At 41.3% G+C, this 18,047-nt stretch carries 16 protein-coding genes, 1 tRNA gene and 1 pseudogene; 11 read left to right on the top strand and 7 right to left on the bottom strand.

The window, feature by feature from the left end; genetic code table 11:
• Positions 1-317: 317 nt before the first annotated feature.
• The 8 genes from IEW93_RS03135 (at position 318) to IEW93_RS03100 (ending at position 7,745) form a co-directional block, all read left to right on the top strand.
• Positions 318-950, top strand: coding sequence for a YchE family NAAT transporter (locus IEW93_RS03135; protein ID WP_188736835.1), 633 nt, complete (start codon positions 318-320; stop codon positions 948-950).
• A gap of 244 nt (positions 951-1,194) precedes the next feature.
• Positions 1,195-1,284 (top strand) — tRNA-Ser (locus tag IEW93_RS03130).
• Between the two features lie 193 nt (positions 1,285-1,477).
• Positions 1,478-2,794: a DEAD/DEAH box helicase gene (locus IEW93_RS03125; protein ID WP_188736833.1), complete on the top strand. Its 1,317-nt coding sequence runs from the start codon at positions 1,478-1,480 to the stop codon at positions 2,792-2,794.
• A gap of 286 nt (positions 2,795-3,080) precedes the next feature.
• Positions 3,081-4,880, top strand: coding sequence for a DUF885 domain-containing protein (locus IEW93_RS03120; protein ID WP_188736830.1), 1,800 nt, complete (start codon positions 3,081-3,083; stop codon positions 4,878-4,880).
• A gap of 158 nt (positions 4,881-5,038) precedes the next feature.
• Positions 5,039-5,698: a response regulator transcription factor gene (locus IEW93_RS03115; RefSeq protein ID WP_188736828.1), complete on the top strand. Its 660-nt coding sequence runs from the start codon at positions 5,039-5,041 to the stop codon at positions 5,696-5,698.
• A gap of 294 nt (positions 5,699-5,992) precedes the next feature.
• Complete coding sequence (locus IEW93_RS03110; RefSeq protein ID WP_188736827.1) at positions 5,993-7,117, top strand: M14 family metallopeptidase; 1,125 nt, start codon at positions 5,993-5,995, stop codon at positions 7,115-7,117.
• A gap of 32 nt (positions 7,118-7,149) precedes the next feature.
• On the top strand, positions 7,150-7,467 hold the full coding sequence (locus tag IEW93_RS03105; RefSeq protein WP_188736825.1) for a zinc ribbon domain-containing protein: 318 nt from the start codon (positions 7,150-7,152) through the stop codon (positions 7,465-7,467).
• Complete coding sequence (locus IEW93_RS03100; RefSeq protein ID WP_188736823.1) at positions 7,464-7,745, top strand: YeaC family protein; 282 nt, start codon at positions 7,464-7,466, stop codon at positions 7,743-7,745. Before IEW93_RS03105 ends, IEW93_RS03100 begins: the two co-directional genes overlap by 4 nt.
• 84 nt (positions 7,746-7,829) lie before the next feature.
• On the opposite strand, the gene ansA is transcribed toward IEW93_RS03100, so the two are convergent.
• Both ansA and sppA read right to left on the bottom strand, forming a co-directional pair.
• Entirely contained in the window at positions 7,830-8,843 is a 1,014-nt protein-coding gene (gene ansA, locus IEW93_RS03095; RefSeq protein WP_188736822.1) for an asparaginase, read from the bottom strand.
• Between the two features lie 145 nt (positions 8,844-8,988).
• Positions 8,989-10,833 carry a signal peptide peptidase SppA gene (sppA, locus tag IEW93_RS03090; RefSeq protein WP_188736821.1) on the bottom strand — a complete coding sequence of 615 codons (1,845 nt, stop codon included), beginning with the start codon at positions 10,831-10,833 and terminating at the stop codon, positions 8,989-8,991.
• 163 nt (positions 10,834-10,996) lie between these two features.
• Between sppA and IEW93_RS03085 the strand changes: the two genes are divergently transcribed.
• Positions 10,997-13,012, top strand: coding sequence for an oxidoreductase (locus tag IEW93_RS03085; protein ID WP_188736820.1), 2,016 nt, complete (start codon positions 10,997-10,999; stop codon positions 13,010-13,012).
• Positions 13,013-13,365: 353 nt separating this feature from the next.
• On the opposite strand, the gene yghU is transcribed toward IEW93_RS03085, so the two are convergent.
• Together yghU and IEW93_RS03075 are read right to left on the bottom strand one after the other, a co-directional pair.
• Entirely contained in the window at positions 13,366-14,217 is an 852-nt protein-coding gene (gene yghU, locus IEW93_RS03080; RefSeq protein WP_188736819.1) for a glutathione-dependent disulfide-bond oxidoreductase, read from the bottom strand.
• A gap of 117 nt (positions 14,218-14,334) precedes the next feature.
• On the bottom strand, positions 14,335-15,006 hold the full coding sequence (locus tag IEW93_RS03075) for a haloacid dehalogenase type II (RefSeq protein WP_188736818.1): 672 nt from the start codon (positions 15,004-15,006) through the stop codon (positions 14,335-14,337).
• Between the two features lie 243 nt (positions 15,007-15,249).
• Between IEW93_RS03075 and IEW93_RS03070 the strand changes: the two genes are divergently transcribed.
• Both IEW93_RS03070 and IEW93_RS03065 read left to right on the top strand, forming a co-directional pair.
• On the top strand, positions 15,250-15,564 hold the full coding sequence (locus IEW93_RS03070) for a hypothetical protein (protein ID WP_188736817.1): 315 nt from the start codon (positions 15,250-15,252) through the stop codon (positions 15,562-15,564).
• Positions 15,561-16,229 carry an SDR family oxidoreductase gene (locus IEW93_RS03065; RefSeq protein ID WP_188736816.1) on the top strand — a complete coding sequence of 223 codons (669 nt, stop codon included), beginning with the start codon at positions 15,561-15,563 and terminating at the stop codon, positions 16,227-16,229. The genes IEW93_RS03070 and IEW93_RS03065 overlap by 4 nt, the downstream gene beginning before the upstream one ends.
• An 84-nt stretch (positions 16,230-16,313) precedes the next feature.
• Here the strand turns inward: IEW93_RS03065 and IEW93_RS03060 are convergent, their stop codons facing one another.
• From IEW93_RS03060 to IEW93_RS03050, 3 genes and pseudogenes are all read right to left on the bottom strand, one after another.
• Positions 16,314-16,796, bottom strand: a complete 483-nt coding sequence (locus IEW93_RS03060) for a MarR family winged helix-turn-helix transcriptional regulator (protein WP_188736815.1) — start codon at positions 16,794-16,796, stop codon at positions 16,314-16,316.
• Between the two features lie 127 nt (positions 16,797-16,923).
• Positions 16,924-17,631 carry a TorF family putative porin gene (locus IEW93_RS03055; protein WP_188736814.1) on the bottom strand — a complete coding sequence of 236 codons (708 nt, stop codon included), beginning with the start codon at positions 17,629-17,631 and terminating at the stop codon, positions 16,924-16,926.
• Between the two features lie 24 nt (positions 17,632-17,655).
• Positions 17,656-17,919 (bottom strand): annotated as a pseudogene (locus IEW93_RS03050) (BCCT family transporter); the annotation flags it as partial.
• Between the last annotated feature and the right edge of the window lie 128 nt (positions 17,920-18,047).

The raw sequence follows: 18,047 nt of genomic DNA, 5'->3' as shown, positions 1-18,047 counted from the left end.
TTGCAAACATACAAATGTGTTAACTAAATTATCAAAAACCAAGCGGCTTTGTATAAATGTTCAGCGCTCATTGTGCAATAAGGCCATATAAACACGGCAAGATTGTTAATTGTGAAATATAATTACGCAAAAATATGATGATAAAAATCACTTTGATCTCACCAATGATACTCTTTACTGTTATTCGGATTAGATTTTATAGGGCAAAGTGGCGTTGAAATAACAAAAAATCTCATTATGTAAACTAGGGGGTTTCAGCTACATTAGCGCGCTCAGAAACGAGCGTTAATTCAGGTCATATCAAGAGGGTACAGTTAGTGGATTTTATGCTTTATACCAAGTTCTTCTTAGGGCTGTTAGCGATCATTAATCCGGTAGGGTTATTGCCTGTATTTGTGAGTTTAACTAGCCATCAAACAGCAGTAGAGCGTGAACACACTAACCGGGTAGCAAACTTTGCCGTGGTGGTGATCCTATTAGTGACTATGATTGCTGGCCAGCATATTTTAAGCATGTTTAGTATTTCGCTATCAGCATTTCGCATTGCTGGTGGTAGCTTGATTTGCATTATCGCAATGTCGATGTTGCAAGGTAAAATCAGTGAAGTTAAACGCAACCAAGAAGAAGACCGTGAAGCATCGGCAATGGAATCTGTTGCTGTGGTGCCCTTAGCGTTGCCTTTAATGGCGGGCCCCGGTGCCATTAGTTCGGTGATTGTGTTTGCGGCTGAGCACAACCAAATGGTTAACTTCATCGGGATGTTTTTAACCATTGTCACTTTAGGTTTAGTGAGCTGGGGATTATTTCGCATGGCGCCAATGCTGTTTAAATTTTTGGGCAAAACCGGCATTAACGTGATTACTCGTTTAATGGGGTTATTAATGTTGTCTCTCGGTATTGAAGTTATCTCAGCAGGGGTAAAGGGCTTATTTCCAACGCTTATTGGATAGAAATGGTCGTAAGTTGTCGAGCATTTGTGCAAACGTTTGATAGTGGGGTGATTTAGCTTGACCCGCTATCGGCATTTGCGTAAAGTACGCCACGATTAGCATTACCACTGGTTATTTTTTTATTCATAAGCGGTAATGATGGTTTACTGAACACTAAGTAGACGTGATTTTTAATTGCTCTACAACACAGTAAACACAGCAATATTTGGAATTATGTACAAAACGTATTTAACTCCGCAAAATTGGTGAGCTGGCTGAGTGGCTGAAGGCGCACGCCTGGAAAGTGTGTTTAGGTTAATCCCTAACGAGAGTTCGAATCTCTCGCTCACCGCCAAATATAAAAAAAGACGTCCTTGGGCGTCTTTTTTTATTTCTGTTATCCACTCTCAATGTCATTCATACCAATAGGATAAATAAGTGATCACAGATTGCTGATTGGTATCAAGTGTATTGACCTGTGAGTGAATGCTATACTTACCCGCACGCTTTTATTTGGTTTATTTTTTTTAATATTGAGTACTCATTTCATGCCATTTTCGACACTTGGATTACGTGACACTATTGTCAACGCCTTAGCTGAAGTGAGTTACAGCAACCCAACCCCAATTCAACAACAAACCATTCCGGTCATTTTACAAGGTAAAAACCTGCTTGCCGCCGCGCAAACCGGTACCGGTAAAACCGCCAGTTTTGTGCTGCCAATATTAGAGCGTTTAGCTGACACGCAAGCTGAACGTAAAAAGCGTATTCGCGCCCTAATTTTAACGCCTACCCGAGAGCTAGCCGTACAAGTACAAAGCAACATAATTGCCTATGCTAAATATGTTGGCGTGACCTCATTTGTGGTTTATGGCGGTGTTGACGACAAGCCGCAAAAACAAGCGCTTATTGATGGGGTTGATATTTTAGTTGCTACACCTGGGCGTTTACTGGATTTATACACCCAGCGCGCAGTGCATTTTGACGAGCTAGAAGTGTTAGTGCTTGATGAAGCTGACCGCATGCTAGACATGGGCTTTATTGAAGACATCAATAAAATCATCGATAAACTGCCATCAGATCGCCAAAGCTTGTTGTTTTCTGCTACATTATCAAATCAGGTGCGCGCTCTGGCTAAAACGGCCATACACCGTCCGGTTGAAATTTCTTTGATTGCCGATAAAAGCGCTGCTCCCAAGATTGACCAATGGATCACAACGGTCGACAAAGACAAAAAATCAGCTTTATTAAGTCATTTGATCAAAACCCAAGCCTGGGATCAAGCGCTGATATTTATTGAAACCAAGCAAGGCGCCGCCAAACTAGTCAGCCAATTAGAAAAGCGCGATATTGAAGCCGAGTGTATTCACAGTGGCCGCAGCCAGCCAGTACGCGAACAAATTTTAGCTGATTTTAAATCGGGTAAAATTCAGTATCTTGTCGCAACAGGCATAGCGTCTCGTGGTATCGATATTGACGATCTGTCCCGGGTTATCAACTACGACCTGCCGTATCCTGCCGATGATTACATTCATCGCATTGGACGTACAGGTAGAGCAGGGGCGAGTGGTGAGGCAATATCGTTTGTTTCCAAAGATGATTTTAAAAACCTGTGTATGATTGAAAGCCGATTAGGGCATTTGCTCGAGCGTAAAGTGATTGAAGGGTTTGAGCCAAGCAAACCTGTGCCTGAGTCTATCCTCAATTACGTGCCTAAAAGCAGGCAAAATAAACCGAAAACTCAAGATGAAAGGCCAACCTTAAGTGTAGGTAAATCTAAAGGCGACAATACTGATTTTAGAAAAGCAAAAACACAAAAAGCACCCATAAAAAAAGGGCCAAAGCCTAACCCTTGGAATCTATAACAATCTTATTCATGACTTAAGCGCGGTATGCGCTTAAGCCATGCTTGTTTCTAGCTGCATAGTCTGGCACACATCTTCTACCATTAACTTAGCAGGCCTTAGGTCCACACCTTTTATTGTCATATCATGATGAATTAAGGCGTGCCCAGTGACGCTTCAGCATTGCCTGCTCTTAAAGGCATTTTTTGTGTCACAAAAGGTGTCAAGTGGCTGCAAAAAATCAGCGGGCATGCTTAACTATGTGCATACCAATCAAAAACAAGAACGATAAATTTAGGGACATAAAATGAAGAAAGCATTATTGCCTTTGGCCATTTCTTTTGCGCTTACAAGTTTGCTCGGCTGTAGTGACAATCAAGCGAGTGTCGCAACTGAACAAACCACAGCGGCAAAAGAGGCTGCCACACCTTTAGGTGCCGAAAAAGTTAACTTTGGTGAATACTCTCAACAGTTTATTGATGAGCTCTGGCAATTGTCGCCAACATGGGCACTCTACAGTGGTAAACATGTTAACGATGGATATTTAGAGATCCCCAACAAACAAAGCCGTGACAAGACGTTAGCTTTTGTCGACAAACAGCAAACCGCCTTAGCCCAGTTTGATCCACTGACATTGTCTCCCAATGAACAAATTGACTATAAATTGCTTAGTAATTTAGCCGAATCAATGAAATGGGATATACACAGTTTTAAAAGCTGGCAATGGGATCCATCAAACTACAATGTTGCTGGAGGTTTTGCACAAATTATTAATGAAGATTTTGCACCGCTTGATGAGCGATTAACCTCTGTTATTGCGCGCCTTGAAAATGTGCCGGCCTATTATGAGGCCGCCAGAGCAAACATAAGCGACCCAACGTTAGAACACACGCAACTTGCCATTATGCAAAACCAAGGTGCGTTTTCGGTATTATCTGATGCATTAGCAAAGCAAGTGGCAGACTCAGGTTTAACGGCTGAACAAAAAGCCTTGTTTACCGAACGATTTGATGCCGCAAAAGCCGCCATTACTCAACATATTGACTGGCTGAGTGAGCTTGAAGTAAAACTGACCAAAGATGGCGCGCGTGATTTTCGTATTGGTGAAACCTTATACGAAGAAAAATTTGCTTTTGATATTCAATCGGGTATGACCGCTAAACAGTTATATGAAAAAGCAATCGCAGACAAAAACCAAATCCAACAAGAAATGGCCAAAATTACCACACAAATTTGGTCTAAATACATTAACACGCCAAAGCCAACCGATGACAAAGTGGCCATTCGACAATTAATTGATGTGTTATCAGCTAAGCATGTTAAGCGCGAAGATTTCGTAGCAGAAGTGCGTCAACAGATCCCAGAGCTGATTCAGTTCGTTAACGACAAACAGCTTGTCACGCTAGATCCTAATAAACCGTTAATAGTACGTGAAACCCCAGAATACATGCGTGGGTTTGCTGGCGCATCTATCAGTGCTCCTGGGCCATATGATCAAGGCGGCAATACCTACTATAACGTGTCGCCTCTAGATAGCATGAGCGATGAGTCAGCCGAAAGCTATTTACGTGAGTACAATCATTGGATTTTACAAGTACTGAATATTCACGAGGCTATTCCTGGCCACTACACCCAACTTGTTTATTCAAACCAGTCACCGAGTTTAGTGAAAAGTTTATTTGGCAATGGTGCCATGATTGAAGGCTGGGCGGTTTACACTGAGCGAATGATGCTAGAAGAGGGCTACGGTAATTTTGAGCCTGAAATGTGGTTAATGTATTACAAGTGGAACCTACGAGTGATTTGTAACACCATCCTAGATTACAGCATTCAGGTTAAAGGCATGGGTGAGCAAGAGGTGATAAGCCTACTTGAAAACGAAGCATTTCAGCAACGTGCAGAAGCTGAAGGTAAATGGCGCCGTGCAACATTAAGCCAGGTTCAGTTAACCAGTTATTATGCAGGTTACCGTGAAATTTATGATTTTCGTGAACAGCAAAAAGCACTACTGGGCGATGATTTTGACTTAAAGCAATTCCATGAAACATTTTTAAGTTATGGCAGTGCACCAGTTAAATTTATTAAGCAATTAATGACAGAAAAGTAATTCTGTTATCACCATCAATTGCTGCAAATGGCCTGATTACGATCGGGCCATTTTTTTGCTTTTTAAAAAGTTAATATTAATGTGATATCTCAACATAGTCAGCCACGAATAGATGTGATAATCTAAATAGAAATCGTTATCATTAAGTGGTTTTGTGTATGAAACATATCCTATTAATTGAATTAAACTCTGCAACTAATAAACTATTCTATCAATTAACGGCACAAGGTTATTGTGTGCATCATGTTAATAATGCGTTCGATGCCTTGATAAAAATGGAAACGTTAACTCTAGACGCCATTTTACTCGATTTTGCCGTCCCCAAAATGGATTCGTTTTGGCTTTTAGTGGCCAGAAAGGCGCCAACACCTGTTATCGTGATTGCAGATGCCAATAATGAACTTGAACGCATTAATGCACTCGAACTTGGTGCAGATGATTATCTTAGCCACCCGGTGAATGTTCGTGAGTTACAACTGCGTCTCAATGTGCTTAAACGACGATCACAACCGCCTTTAAACGATACCTTCTGCGAGCAAATTAGTTTTGATGATACTGACTATACTGTCCATTTAGTTGATAAGTCATTAGTGTTGACTCAAACAGAGTATCGCCTGTTTAAATACCTTTTTGAACATAAAGGTAAAGTGGTAACCAAAGCAGAATTACAGCAACGGGTGTTACACAAAGAACTAGGCCGATTTGACCGTAATCTTGATATGCATATCAGCAATACTAGACGTAAGCTTGCACAAGGTAATTTACCACGTGAATTGATAAATACCGTACGCGGGCAGGGTTACAGCTTTAGCTTTTAAAGGTTCACAGTAATAGCCGCATTTGATAAGCTATGGCGCATAAAATAAGGCATATAAATGCCTAAGTAACTTGAGCACGGTATATAAACACCTTTCAAACAGCCCTTTGCCTGTTAACAACGCTGAATTGACTAACCATAGCTCAACTATTGGTGAGTCTATTTGTTTTATTAGCAAACAAATAACACGTTTGAAATTGATGTGGGTAAACATGCTGTTTTCAATAGCATAATGTCATCCCTTATCCCGAGTTCAGGATAAATATAAGCGTAAGCTAATTAAAGGAACGTCCTAATGCGGATCAGTGCAAACTTTGACGGTGGCAATATTAACGTCATTAATATCGACAAACACGACGACATTCAACTCGCTATTCGTCCAGATTTTGGTGATGAATTTTATCAGTGGTTTAATTTTCGTTTAGAAGGTGAGGTCGGTCAAACATATACCCTCAATATCCTCAATGCCGGTAACGCATCTTATCCAAAGGGATGGGAAGACTATCAAGCAGTAGCCAGTTACGACCGCGCGACGTGGTTTAGATTACCAACAAAATATGAAAATGGCGTGTTAACGATCCAAGCACAATTAGATTGCGAAGCAATACAAATCGCTTACTTTGCACCATACAGCTATGAACGTCATTTAGATCTTATCAGTGAAGTCCAGCTTCATCCTGCAGTCAGTTTAGAGCATTTAGGTTTAACCTTAGATGGTCGTGACATGACCTTGCTTAACATCGGAGATGGTAACCCAGACAAGAAAAACATTTGGATTACGGCTCGCCAGCATCCGGGTGAAACCATGGCTGAATGGTTAGTAGAAGGGCTATTAAACCGATTACTTGATAGCGACTGCCCAACATCTAAGGCATTGTTAGACAAGGCAAATTTTTATGTTGTACCTAATATGAACCCAGACGGAAGCGCACGTGGACACCTACGTACCAATGCCGTGGGCACAAACTTAAACCGTGAATGGCAAACACCCAGCCTAGAAAAAAGCCCAGAAGTGTATTATGTAGTGAACAAAATGCATCAAACTGGCGTAGATCTATTTTACGATGTTCACGGTGATGAAGGTTTACCTTATGTGTTTTTAGCAGGATGCGAAGGGGTACCAAACTACACTGATAAAATGGCAGCGTTACAACAACAATTTGTGAGCGCCTTAACCATTGCCAGTGCAGACTTCCAAACTGAGTTTGGTTACGATAAAGACGAGCCAGGTAAAGCAAATTTAACCGTGGGTTCAAATTGGGTTGCTAATACTTTCTCATGTTTATCTAATACATTAGAAATGCCATTTAAAGACAATGCCAATTTGTCAGACCCATTTGTGGGATGGTCACCAGAGCGCAGTATTTACCTAGGCGAAGCATCACTTATAGCCATGTTAGCTGTAGTTGATAGCTTGTAGTATTCAGTTAATTTAAGCAGGAAAATGTTCACATGGCGTTAGTAGCATGTCCTAAATGTCAGAAACGTATTTCGAGTCAGGCTAAGCAATGCCAGCATTGTAAAACTGATCTGACTGGAAACACACAATCTTTGTCTGTCATTAGTCATATAGAGCGTTCAAATAGTTTGATGAATCAAAGTTTTATCTATTTAACCTTGTTTATCGCGGGTGTCGTTGTATGGTTTTGGGGCGGCGAGCCTGCTCAAGGTGTCACCTTATACATAGCAATAGCAAGCTTTGTGACAGGGTTTACAGGCTACTTGATCACTCGAATTAGAATTGTGTTACATAAACGGAAATCAGTATGAACGATATCAATAAAGTCATCGATGAAATGCCAGATGAAGTGTACCAACGTTTGTTGTCTGCAACTGAACTTGGCAAATGGGAAGATGGTACCGTGTTAACCGAACAGCAACGTGAATCTACGTTACAGGTTGTCATGATGTATCAAGCTCGAAAACTTAATCAAACTGATCACTTTACCATCGCATCTGGTGGAAACATCAATGAACTGTCTAAATCTGAATTGAAAAAGCAGTTTAAAGGCGAGGCCATTGCCGAGTTTAAAGAAGCTGATTTGTAACGTATGTGAAAATAATTAAATGCAAAAGCGCAAGCCATGTGGTTTGCGCTTTTTGTTTTATTAAATAAATTCAATAAATTAAACTTAACCTTCAGTGAGTTCGCCCACTAGATTTTGCTGCATACGTTCTTTTATTTGTTTTGGTGTCAATCCAATTGATAGTAAATAATGCAATTTAGCTAACGCCGCTTCAATGGTCATGTCTGAACCGCTAATGACACCGGCTTTGGCTAATGCATTGCCTGTAGCATAACCACCCATATTCACTTTACCTTGGAAGCATTGGGTTAAATTAACCAATACAATGCCTCTCTCGTCAGCTTGCTTTAACGTGTCGAGTAGGTTTTTATCTTGCGGGGCATTGCCTACTCCAAAAGTCAGCATAATGAGGGCTTTAACTGGCTGCTGCAAAATATTCATAAAAATGTCGGTCGAAATACCAGGGTACAAGGTCACTACACCAACAGGTTGTGGGCTAATCGTGACCACTTCTAAGGGTTGTGCTGTTGGCGAGCTGATTTTGCCTGCTTTGACATTAATTTTAATCCCAGCTTCAAGTAGTAGCGGGAAGTTAGGCGATGCAAACGCATCAAAACCGTCTGCATGGGCTTTGGTTGAGCGATTACCACGAAACAATTTATTGTTAAAAAACAAGCATACTTCTGCCACGGGGTAGTTGGCTGCAATGTATAACGAATTGAGTAAATTGGTTTGCCCATCTGAGCGCAGTTGCGCTAAAGGAATTTGCGAACCAGTGACAATAACCGGTTTAGATAAGCCTTGTAACATAAACGACAATGCCGACGCGGTATAGGCCATAGTGTCAGTGCCGTGCAAAATCACAAAGCCGTCGTATTTGTCATAATTGGCATGAATATCATTGGCTATCATCTGCCAATCGGTAGGTGCCATGTTCGATGAGTCAATCAAGGGGCTATATTCATGGATGACAAAACTTGGCATTTCGTCGTGGTAAAACTCAGGCATAGATTGAACACAATCAGTTAAAAAACCCGCAACAGGCACAAAGCCATTCGCCGTTTTTTGCATACCGATAGTACCGCCAGTATAAGCTACGTAGATTGAACGTTTTGTCATGAAGTGTGCACTCGAAAGAGAACGTTAATGAAGATAATGTAAATTATACGAGTTTATTTGCAGATCCCCAATAAAAAAGCCTGCTAAGCAGGCCTTTTTTGAATATTATTCATTATGGTGAAATGTTGAAGCATTAACACATCGATTAATAGCTGCAATTTTCACAATATAGATAGGCATTATTTGGGTCATCAAACTTTGAAAACTCCTCATAAACACTCGCCCATTGCTTAACCATTTTCTCAACCACAGTGCTTTGGCTAAAGCTGCTTGGTATGTACGAAGCCGTTGCATTAAATAGTTGCTGCATCAGTTGTTGCTCTGCGCTGAGTTCTTGTTCAATCAACTTCACGTCAAATTTATCCATGTTAGCCAACTCAGCAGCTTTAGACAGCGCGGTGTTCATATCACCTAGCTCGTCAACTAATCCTAACGTGAGGGCTCGTTTACCTGTCCATACACGACCTTGAGCAATATTATCAACTTGCTCTAAAGTCATATTCCGCTCTTGTGCTACTAACGAAATAAACTCATGATATCCGCGCTCAATATGACGTTGTATAACAGCCGCAACTTGAGGTCTGAGTTCACGAGCGGGTGATAAACCAGCCCAGTCTGATGTTGCCACACCATCTGATGTTACGCCGATATGAGTCAATGCCTGCTCAAACGTGGCAAACATACCAAAAATACCAATTGAACCGGTTAACGTGGTTGGTGTCGCGACAATGTAATCAGCGCTCGCTGAGATCCAGTAACCACCAGATGCCGCTAAACTGCCCATGCTCACTACAACCGGCTTACCTGCTGCTTTGAGTGCTAACACTTCTTGACGAATTTGCTCTGATGCAAATGCACTGCCGCCAGGGCTGTCAACGCGTAATACGACCGCTTTCACCACAGGGTCAAAGCGTGCTTTCATTAGTAGCTCAGAGGTACTTTCGCCACCAATCTGACCTGCAGCTTGTTTACCGTTTAAAATATTGCCTTTGGCGACAATCACGGCAACAGAGTCATTTTCAATAAATTTAGGCATTGGCTTTATAACGCTTTGATAGTCGTTAAAGCTGATCTGGCGATAGTTTTTACCTTCTTTATCGCTACCCACACGTTCTATCATGGCTAAGCGAAATGCCTCTGCACTCACTAACTCATCGACCCATTTCATATTTAGGGCCATTTGTGCGCTGTCGCCCTCAGCTTGTTCTAGCTGCTCAAGGTAAGCATCTGTACTTAGCACGAGTTGATCGGGTGCGATTTGGCGATTACTGGCCACTGTAGATGAATAACTCTGCCAAATATCGCCTAACAATACTTTACTGGCCTCTTTATCAGCTTCAGACATGTCGTCACGAATAAAAGGCTCAACGGCTGATTTAAAGGTACCCACACGGAAAACATGAGTGGTAATTTTAAGTTTTTCTAACGCCGCTTTGTAATAAAGGCGATAACGGCTTAAGCCATCAAGTGACACCATGCCTTTGTTATTAAGATAAATTTTGTCAGCAAAACTGGCTAAAAAGTATTGGTTTTGATCATAATTATTGGCCATGGCAATAACAGATTTATTAGCCGCTTTAAATTTGTTTAGCGCCTCGCCAATGGCGGTCATTTTACTGATCCCAGCACTTTGCAGATTGGCTAAGTCTAATACTATGCTAGTGATGCGCTTATCTTCAGTGGCATTATTAATGCTGTAAAGCACGTCAGATAATAATATTTCACCGTTAGGATCGTTCTCTTGGCCTTGGGTTAATGCCGCTTCGAAAGGATCTACATAATGTTTTTGATCAACAATACTGCCAGAGAGGTTTAGTACTAATGCAGATTGGTCTTCGACAATAATTTCGTCGTCACTGCTGAGTAATACCACCCCGATGATGGCCAAAATACCAAAGAAAATGAAGTTTATAATCAGTTTACGAATCGTGTTTACTGTATTCCACAACAGTAAAAACATCCTTTTTAAAAACGAGGGTTTAGCGGACATTAGCCACTCCTTTATCAGTCTAATATAGTCATCCTAACTGAAAATCAAATAAAATGTGAAACTGAATTGTAAAGGTTTTTAACAAACGATTGCTTAAATGATTGAGCAAACTGTCATGTCGTTGTATGCTGATTTAAATCACTTGTTTAAAAAGGATGTTTGAATGTCGTTTCCACACTTATTAGAACCTTTAGATCTAGGCTTTACACAGCTGAAAAATCGCGTGTTAATGGGCTCAATGCACACAGGCTTAGAAGAAGAAAAAGGCGGATTTGAGAAGCTGGCAGCATTTTACAAAGAACGTGCTCAAGGCGGTGTTGGTTTAATTGTTACTGGTGGTATTGCGCCTAATTTACGCGGACGCCTAGCGCCTAATGCGTGTCAATTGAGTTTCTCTTGGCAGGTGAGTAAGCATAAAATCGTGACTGATGCAGTGCATGAAGCGGGCGGTAAAATCTGTATGCAAATTTTGCATGCTGGCCGTTACAGTTATCATCCATTTAGCCTAGCGCCGAGCAAAATAAAATCACCCATTACGCCTTTTACACCATCAGCCATGTCTGGCCGTCAAGTACGTAGCACAATTAAAGATTATGCAACCAGCGCTGCATTAGCAAAAAAGGCTGGTTATGACGGTGTTGAAGTCATGGGCTCAGAAGGTTACTTAATTAACCAATTTATCAGTTCTCGAACAAACCAACGCACTGATGAGTGGGGTGGTAGCTTTGATAATCGTGCGCAATTTCCGGTAAAAATAGTTAACGCCATTCGTGAAAAGGTTGGTAAAGACTTTATTATTGTGTTCCGTTTGTCGATGCTCGATTTAGTCGATAATGGCTCAACATGGGATGAAGTGGTTAAGTTAGCTAAATGGTTAGAACAAGCCGGTGTTAGCATCATTAATACCGGTATAGGTTGGCATGAGGCTCGAGTGCCGACTATTGCAACCAGCGTGCCACGTGGCGCATTTGCATGGGTTACCGAAAGACTTAAAAAAGAAGTTAAGGTTCCTTTAATTGCCACAAACCGGATTAACACGCCAGAGATAGCTGAGTCGATCATTGCTTCTGGACAAGCCGACATGGTATCAATGGCGCGGCCATTTTTAGCCGATGCTGATTTTGTCAATAAAGCCGCTGCCAATACGCCAGAACTCATTAATACCTGTATTGGCTGTAATCAGGCATGTTTAGATCATACCTTCTCAATGAAGCGGGCAACCTGTTTAGTTAATCCACGTGCCTGTTATGAAACCGAAATCAATTTCACACCAACCCCCCATAAAAAACGCATTGCTGTAATGGGCGCAGGGCCTGCTGGCATGGCGTTTTCTGTATACGCTGCAAGCCGCGGTCATGATGTGGTGCTGTTTGAAGCCAAATCTGAAGTTGGCGGCCAATTTAATCTGGCACGTAAAATACCGGGTAAAGAAGAATTTAATGAAACCATCCGCTATTTTATCAACCAGATTAATCTGCATAAGGTTGATTTACGCCTAAACACCAAATTGGATGCATCAGTACTTGCGACTGAAAAATTTGATGAAGTGGTGATTTCGTCGGGCGTGGTTCCACGTGAGCTGAAACTCCCGGGTTTTGATAATCCGAAAGTGGTTGATTATCAACAAGTGCTTAATGGACAGGTTGAAATTGGCCAAACCGTGGCACTTATTGGTGCCGGTGGTATTGGTTTTGATATGGCGCATTTCTTGTGTGAGCGTGAGTCAACCAGTTTGCAAACCGACAAATGGTTAAAGCAGTGGGGTATTGATAAAACATATCAACATGCAGGTGGTTTAACTGAAGAAGCAGAACACCAACCTGGTCGCGATGTGTATTTACTGCAACGTAAAACCAGTAAAATGGGTAAAGGCTTAGGTAAAACCACAGGTTGGATCCATCGCAGCGTGCTAAAACAGCATGAAGTGAAAATGAAAACCGGCGTGAGTTATGAAAAGTTCGACGAGCAAGGCTTACACATAAAAGTGGGTGAACAAACAGAAGTGCTTGCAGTTGACAACGTTGTGTTGTGTGCTGGTCAAGAGTCTAACACCAAACTGGTTGACGAAATGAAAGCCACAGGATTACCTGTTCACCTTATTGGTGGGGTTGATGTTGCCGCTGAACTTGACGCTAAACGCGCTATTCGTCAAGGTGCCGAATTAGCCATGGTGATTTAAGCCAAGTTAAGCCGTTAACCAATAAAAACCCTAGGGTCTGTTGTTCTTTGCTGGTTGAATTTTGTTCGAGTTAAAAACGTTTTAATCGAGGCGAATGGATTGATGCCTAGCAATCTAAGCAAAATCCATTTAACAAAGAGTAAAACGTTTTTAGCCGAACCCTTCGGGCAGCGTTTGTTGGCCATTTTTACTGCGTTATCGACTTTTTATGTAGAATAACTACACCTCAAAGTCTCTGCCTTGTAGAAATGGCCAACAATTCGCTGCAAAAATAACCTTGAAAGAAAACAGACCCTAGCAATCATTGCTAGGTTTTTTATTAGTTTGAAAATACCAGTCGTATTTAGTACAGGTTATTTTTCACTGTTAAGTACAGCGTCAATGTCAGCGGCACTGTGGCGCTCTGCTAAATTGATATCACCCCATGAGGTATTAACAATTTTACCGCGTTGTACCGCAGGGCGTTGTAGCAGTTGTTTTGCCCAGCGCATAACATTGCTATAGCTTTCAACTTCCAAAAATTCTGCAGCGCTATATAAATTGCCTAAAACCAGGTTGCCATACCAGGGCCAAATGGCCATGTCTGCAATGGTATAACTGTCACCTGTAATAAACGTATTTTGGGCTAATTGCTTGTCTAATACGTCTAATTGACGTTTTACTTCCATGGCAAATCGGTTAATGGGGTACTCTTGTTTTTCATCGGCATAGGCATAAAAGTGACCAAATCCACCACCAAGAAACGGCGCAGAACCTTGTGCCCAAAATAACCAATTAAAGGTTTTCGTGCGTGCAGGACCTGATTTTGGTAAAAAGTGGCCAAATTTTTCAGCTAAATGCACAAGGATTGATGCTGACTCAAACACATTAACGGCTTCATCACCCGAGTTATCCACTAGCGCTGGGATTTTAGAGTTTGGGTTAACGGCGACAAACCCTGTTGAAAACTGATCTAATTCGCTAATGTTAATTAAGTAAGCGTCATATTCCGCTTCTTTAACCCCAAGGGCTAATAATTCTTCGAGTAAAATAGTGACTTTTTGGCCATTAGGTGTACCCAAGGAGTAAAGTTGCAAAGCATGCTCGCCAACAGGTAAAGATTTTTCGAACCTTGCACCCGAAACCGGTTTGTTAATGTTTGACCATTTGTTAGCGCTGCTTGGCTCATTAACCCATACTTTCGGTGGAACATATTGATTAGTCATAAAATCCCTCATTTTTGATAAATTTTCGCCAGCCATTGCAAAGCCGTATTTGTATTAAATGTTTGTTGTTATCGCCGTATCTGCTAAATGCTCAAGCCGATGTGGTAAATGTAACCATTATCCATTGAGTACTTTGGCTAATTCAGCTAAATCACTCACAATTAAGTCCGGTTGTATTTCCCATGGATCAAAGAGTTTATTTGGGCTTCTTTTAACCCACACAGCTTGTAAACCAGCAGATTTAGCACCAATCACATCCCAAGGATTACCCGACACCATCATGCATGAGTTCATATCGGCGAGCATTCGTCTCATTAAATACTGATAAACGTCAGGATTGGGTTTGTAGGTGTGTAAATCGTCAACGCTAATTACGTCATGTAAGTGAGGTAATACTTGAGCATTGCTCATCAGTTTACGTACTGAGGCTTCAGGGCCATTAGAAAATGCTGCCAGTTTATGTCCTTGTTTTGCCAATGACATGAGTCCTGGTATTACATCATCAAAAGCACTTAACTCGGCAAATTTTGCCATTAATTGTTGCTGTTCTGTAGATGATAAAGATAGCTGATATACATTTAAACAATATTGTAGCGCCTGTTGAGTGCAAACCGTAAAGTCAGCATATTGTTGCATTAATGCGCGTCTAAAGGCATATTCTACTTTTTTATCGTGCCATAACTGGCCAAATTCTGCGGCTTTGTCGCCAATAAGATTTTCAAGATGTAGCCCCATATCAACAGGGTCGACTAACGTGCCATACACATCAAAACCAATCGAATAGTTCATAGGCTCTTCCATTCCTGCATGACCCCAAAAGTATATCTACTGTAGACATTCTTTTTGGATCTGTATATCAATGGCCAAACTATAAACCAACAATATCAAGTGTTCAATATAATATTTGAGCAAGCATTCAAGTTAGGTGTAAAGATTTGATTGTTAATATGATCAATTTAACGGCATTGTAACTTTATCAGACAGTTAGGTCGCGCTATCATATTGCCAAAGAGTGGATCAAGGTGAACAAAAATGGAATGTCCTTACTGCAAAAGTCAATTTGCAAGACGCGCATTAAAAGTGCTTCGCAAAGGTAAACATGGTGTTGAAGCCCAATGCCCTAAATGCGATACCTGGCTGATGTTTGAGCCTAAAATGATGCAAGTAAAAAATATCGGTATGCTGATATTGCTCGTATTCAGTGTGACAAATTTTTTTCTTGAAAACAGTGATTACCGGTTAATGTGTTCATTTGCTGCTTTTGCTGGTGCCTGTATTGCGCTGTTTGGCGTATTTAAAGGCAAAATGATTATTGCTGAACAGGCTGAAACTAAGGAACAATCATGAAAACAATAGTAATCACTGGGGCAAACCGAGGCATAGGCCTTGCGCTGACAACAATATATGCTCAGCAAAACCATGTTGTTTATGCGCTTTGTCGACAGACGTCAGTTGAGTTAGCGGCCTTAGGCAATAATGTTAAGGTAATTGAAGGCGTAGATGTAACTCAAGCCTCTGGTATTGAAACCATGCAACACAGTTTACATGGGGTACAGATTGATTTGTTAATTTGTAATGCCGGTATTTTACGCGACGAAAGACTAGGGCGCCTTAACCTTGATACCATACGTGAGCAGTTTGAGGTTAACGCTATAGCACCTTTGCATATTGTGGCCAGTTTACAAGCTAATTTAGTTAACGGGGCCAAAGTGGCGATGATTACTTCTCGCATGGGATCAATTACTGACAATACATCGGGTGGCCGTTATGGTTATCGCATGTCAAAAGCGGCGTTAAATGCAGCGTCGATGTCATTAGCCCATGATTTAGCCCCAAGAGATATTGCAGTGGGCATTTACCACCCAGGTTATGTGCAAACAGAGATGGTGAACCACGGCGGTGATATTTCTGCCACTGAGTCAGCCTCACGATTGATTGGCTTGATTGATGGGTTAAGCATGGCAACCACGGGTGTATTTAAACACTCTAATGGTCAAGAGCTTCCCTGGTAATAGACTAATAAACCAGATAAAAAACGCGAGCATGAGCTCGCGTTTTTGTATAAGGCTATATGCTTAACAATAAAGTAGGGCAGTTTACTGTGGTACTTCTGGCTGGATTTGGCCAACCAGTAATACTGGCGATGCATCTATTTCATCGGCGTCCATCATTGAAGCGATGCGTTCAACGGCTGATAAAAGCTGGCTTTGTTCCCATTCTTCAAGATTTTGATAATGCTTAATAAAATGTTCTTGGAGTGGTTTGGGCGAGCCACTGAGTAATTCTTTACCAGCGTCACTTAATGATAAATGCACTTTGCGTTTATCAGTTTCACTGCGTGTTCGGATCACCAAATGACGGCTTTCTAGACGATCGATAATAGTCGTGACCGTGGCCGCACTTAAGTTGATTTCTTTTGCGACTTGTTTGGCTAAAGGGGCATCAAGCTCATGGATTTTTTTCATCACCATCAGTTGTGGGCCCGTTAGGCCAGAAAGTTTATTTAATTGACGTGAGTGAATATCAATCGCTCTGATCACGCGGCGCAATGAAATTAATAATTGTTCGTACTTTTCCATAATGTCCTCTAGACCATCGAATTAGCATTTTGCTCGCACCTTATCAGAAAAAGCGCTAAGACACATGGATAAAATCAAAAAGCAGAACAACCTTTTGGGTTATTCTGCCTTTGTTATTGCGCGTAGTTTACAGCGTAAAAGTGCGAGATACCGACACCAATGCACGTGTATCACTTAAATCGGTGTCCATGCTGGTGTCTTCAACGGCGACATTGATATCAAAGCCTTCCCAGCTGGTCATGTACTCTGCACGGTAATGGTTGTAAGACTTATCGCCATCCCATGACCACTTATTTTTATCGTTTGATGTTGAACGGTCAAAACTGATACGAATGTCATGGCCTTCAGCAATGTTAAAAGTATGGGCGACCATCGCAATGTAATGGCCCGCATCTAAACCGAAGTAATCCCATGAATACCAGAAGTTTAATTCGCTCTGGCCTAACGACGAGCTATAGCCAAATTTGCTGTAAATTTCAGGGTAGTAATATTCATCCGAGGCATCATCACCGTGGTAAGTGTAATACGCAATACCGGCATCAAGTGAGACTCTGTCGGTAAGCTCCATGTATTTACCCACATAAAAATCCAGCTCAAGCCAGGTGTCTTCGCCGCTACCAAAGTCAACATTCGATGCCCAGGCACCCATGTACCAGCCACTGTCTAATGCATAATCAAGGCTAGCTTGTAATGCAGGGCCATTGTCTGTTTGGCTAACACCATTGAAGGTGTAATCTGTGGTGGCGTTAATTGTGCTGGTTAATTCATCAGCCATTATTGTTGCTGGCAGTGTAAATAAACCTAATAGCGCAAGTGTTTTTAATTTCGTGTTCATTATCAATCCTTGTTTTTTATTGTATTAATCTAGTAGTTCAATCTTGGTAAAATCAATTTTGTTCGCTTTAGGTGAGCGTTCAATGTCTGACACTTTGCTTAAATGATCTTTTAATATGTAAACGAAACAACTAAGAATAATGGCAATGGCCAAAGCGCCTACCCATTGTATTTCTAAAAAGTCTAATTTAAACAATAAAGTTAAGCCGCTTAATAATGCAATGTTGCCGATGATGTAGGGCACTTTACCAAAACGTTCAACCGTGAGGTTTAAATTGTCGGTGTACAAGCCAGGGTAAGAGCATGAAATTTCACTTGCCAAAAATAACCTTTTCAAGGTAATCGGTGTTGCGATTGGCTTTCATTTGTTTTGCTCTTACTCCTTTCTTAAAGCTTGTCTCTGACTGAAGACGATTT

Origin of the sequence: Shewanella inventionis, from assembly GCF_014641855.1 — a bacterium.
Classification (GTDB): Bacteria; Pseudomonadota; Gammaproteobacteria; order Enterobacterales; family Shewanellaceae; genus Shewanella; species Shewanella inventionis.
This window is presented reverse-complemented; position numbering and strand designations above follow the sequence as displayed.

Bases quoted from the DNA above. Each gene is read 5' to 3' on its own strand.
- IEW93_RS03100 (WP_188736823.1), top strand. From the start codon at position 7,464: ATGAACGATATCAATAAAGTCATCGATGAAATGCCAGATGAAGTGTAC.
- IEW93_RS03120 (WP_188736830.1), top strand. From the start codon at position 3,081: ATGAAGAAAGCATTATTGCCTTTGGCCATTTCTTTTGCGCTTACAAGT.
- IEW93_RS03115 (WP_188736828.1), top strand. From the start codon at position 5,039: ATGAAACATATCCTATTAATTGAATTAAACTCTGCAACTAATAAACTA.
- IEW93_RS03070 (WP_188736817.1), top strand. From the start codon at position 15,250: ATGGAATGTCCTTACTGCAAAAGTCAATTTGCAAGACGCGCATTAAAA.
- yghU (WP_188736819.1), bottom strand. From the start codon at position 14,217: ATGACTAATCAATATGTTCCACCGAAAGTATGGGTTAATGAGCCAAGC.
- sppA (WP_188736821.1), bottom strand. From the start codon at position 10,833: ATGTCCGCTAAACCCTCGTTTTTAAAAAGGATGTTTTTACTGTTGTGG.
- IEW93_RS03065 (WP_188736816.1), top strand. From the start codon at position 15,561: ATGAAAACAATAGTAATCACTGGGGCAAACCGAGGCATAGGCCTTGCG.
- IEW93_RS03110 (WP_188736827.1), top strand. From the start codon at position 5,993: ATGCGGATCAGTGCAAACTTTGACGGTGGCAATATTAACGTCATTAAT.
- IEW93_RS03055 (WP_188736814.1), bottom strand. From the start codon at position 17,631: ATGAACACGAAATTAAAAACACTTGCGCTATTAGGTTTATTTACACTG.
- IEW93_RS03075 (WP_188736818.1), bottom strand. From the start codon at position 15,006: ATGAACTATTCGATTGGTTTTGATGTGTATGGCACGTTAGTCGACCCT.
- IEW93_RS03060 (WP_188736815.1), bottom strand. From the start codon at position 16,796: ATGGAAAAGTACGAACAATTATTAATTTCATTGCGCCGCGTGATCAGA.
- IEW93_RS03085 (WP_188736820.1), top strand. From the start codon at position 10,997: ATGTCGTTTCCACACTTATTAGAACCTTTAGATCTAGGCTTTACACAG.
- IEW93_RS03125 (WP_188736833.1), top strand. From the start codon at position 1,478: ATGCCATTTTCGACACTTGGATTACGTGACACTATTGTCAACGCCTTA.
- ansA (WP_188736822.1), bottom strand. From the start codon at position 8,843: ATGACAAAACGTTCAATCTACGTAGCTTATACTGGCGGTACTATCGGT.
- IEW93_RS03105 (WP_188736825.1), top strand. From the start codon at position 7,150: ATGGCGTTAGTAGCATGTCCTAAATGTCAGAAACGTATTTCGAGTCAG.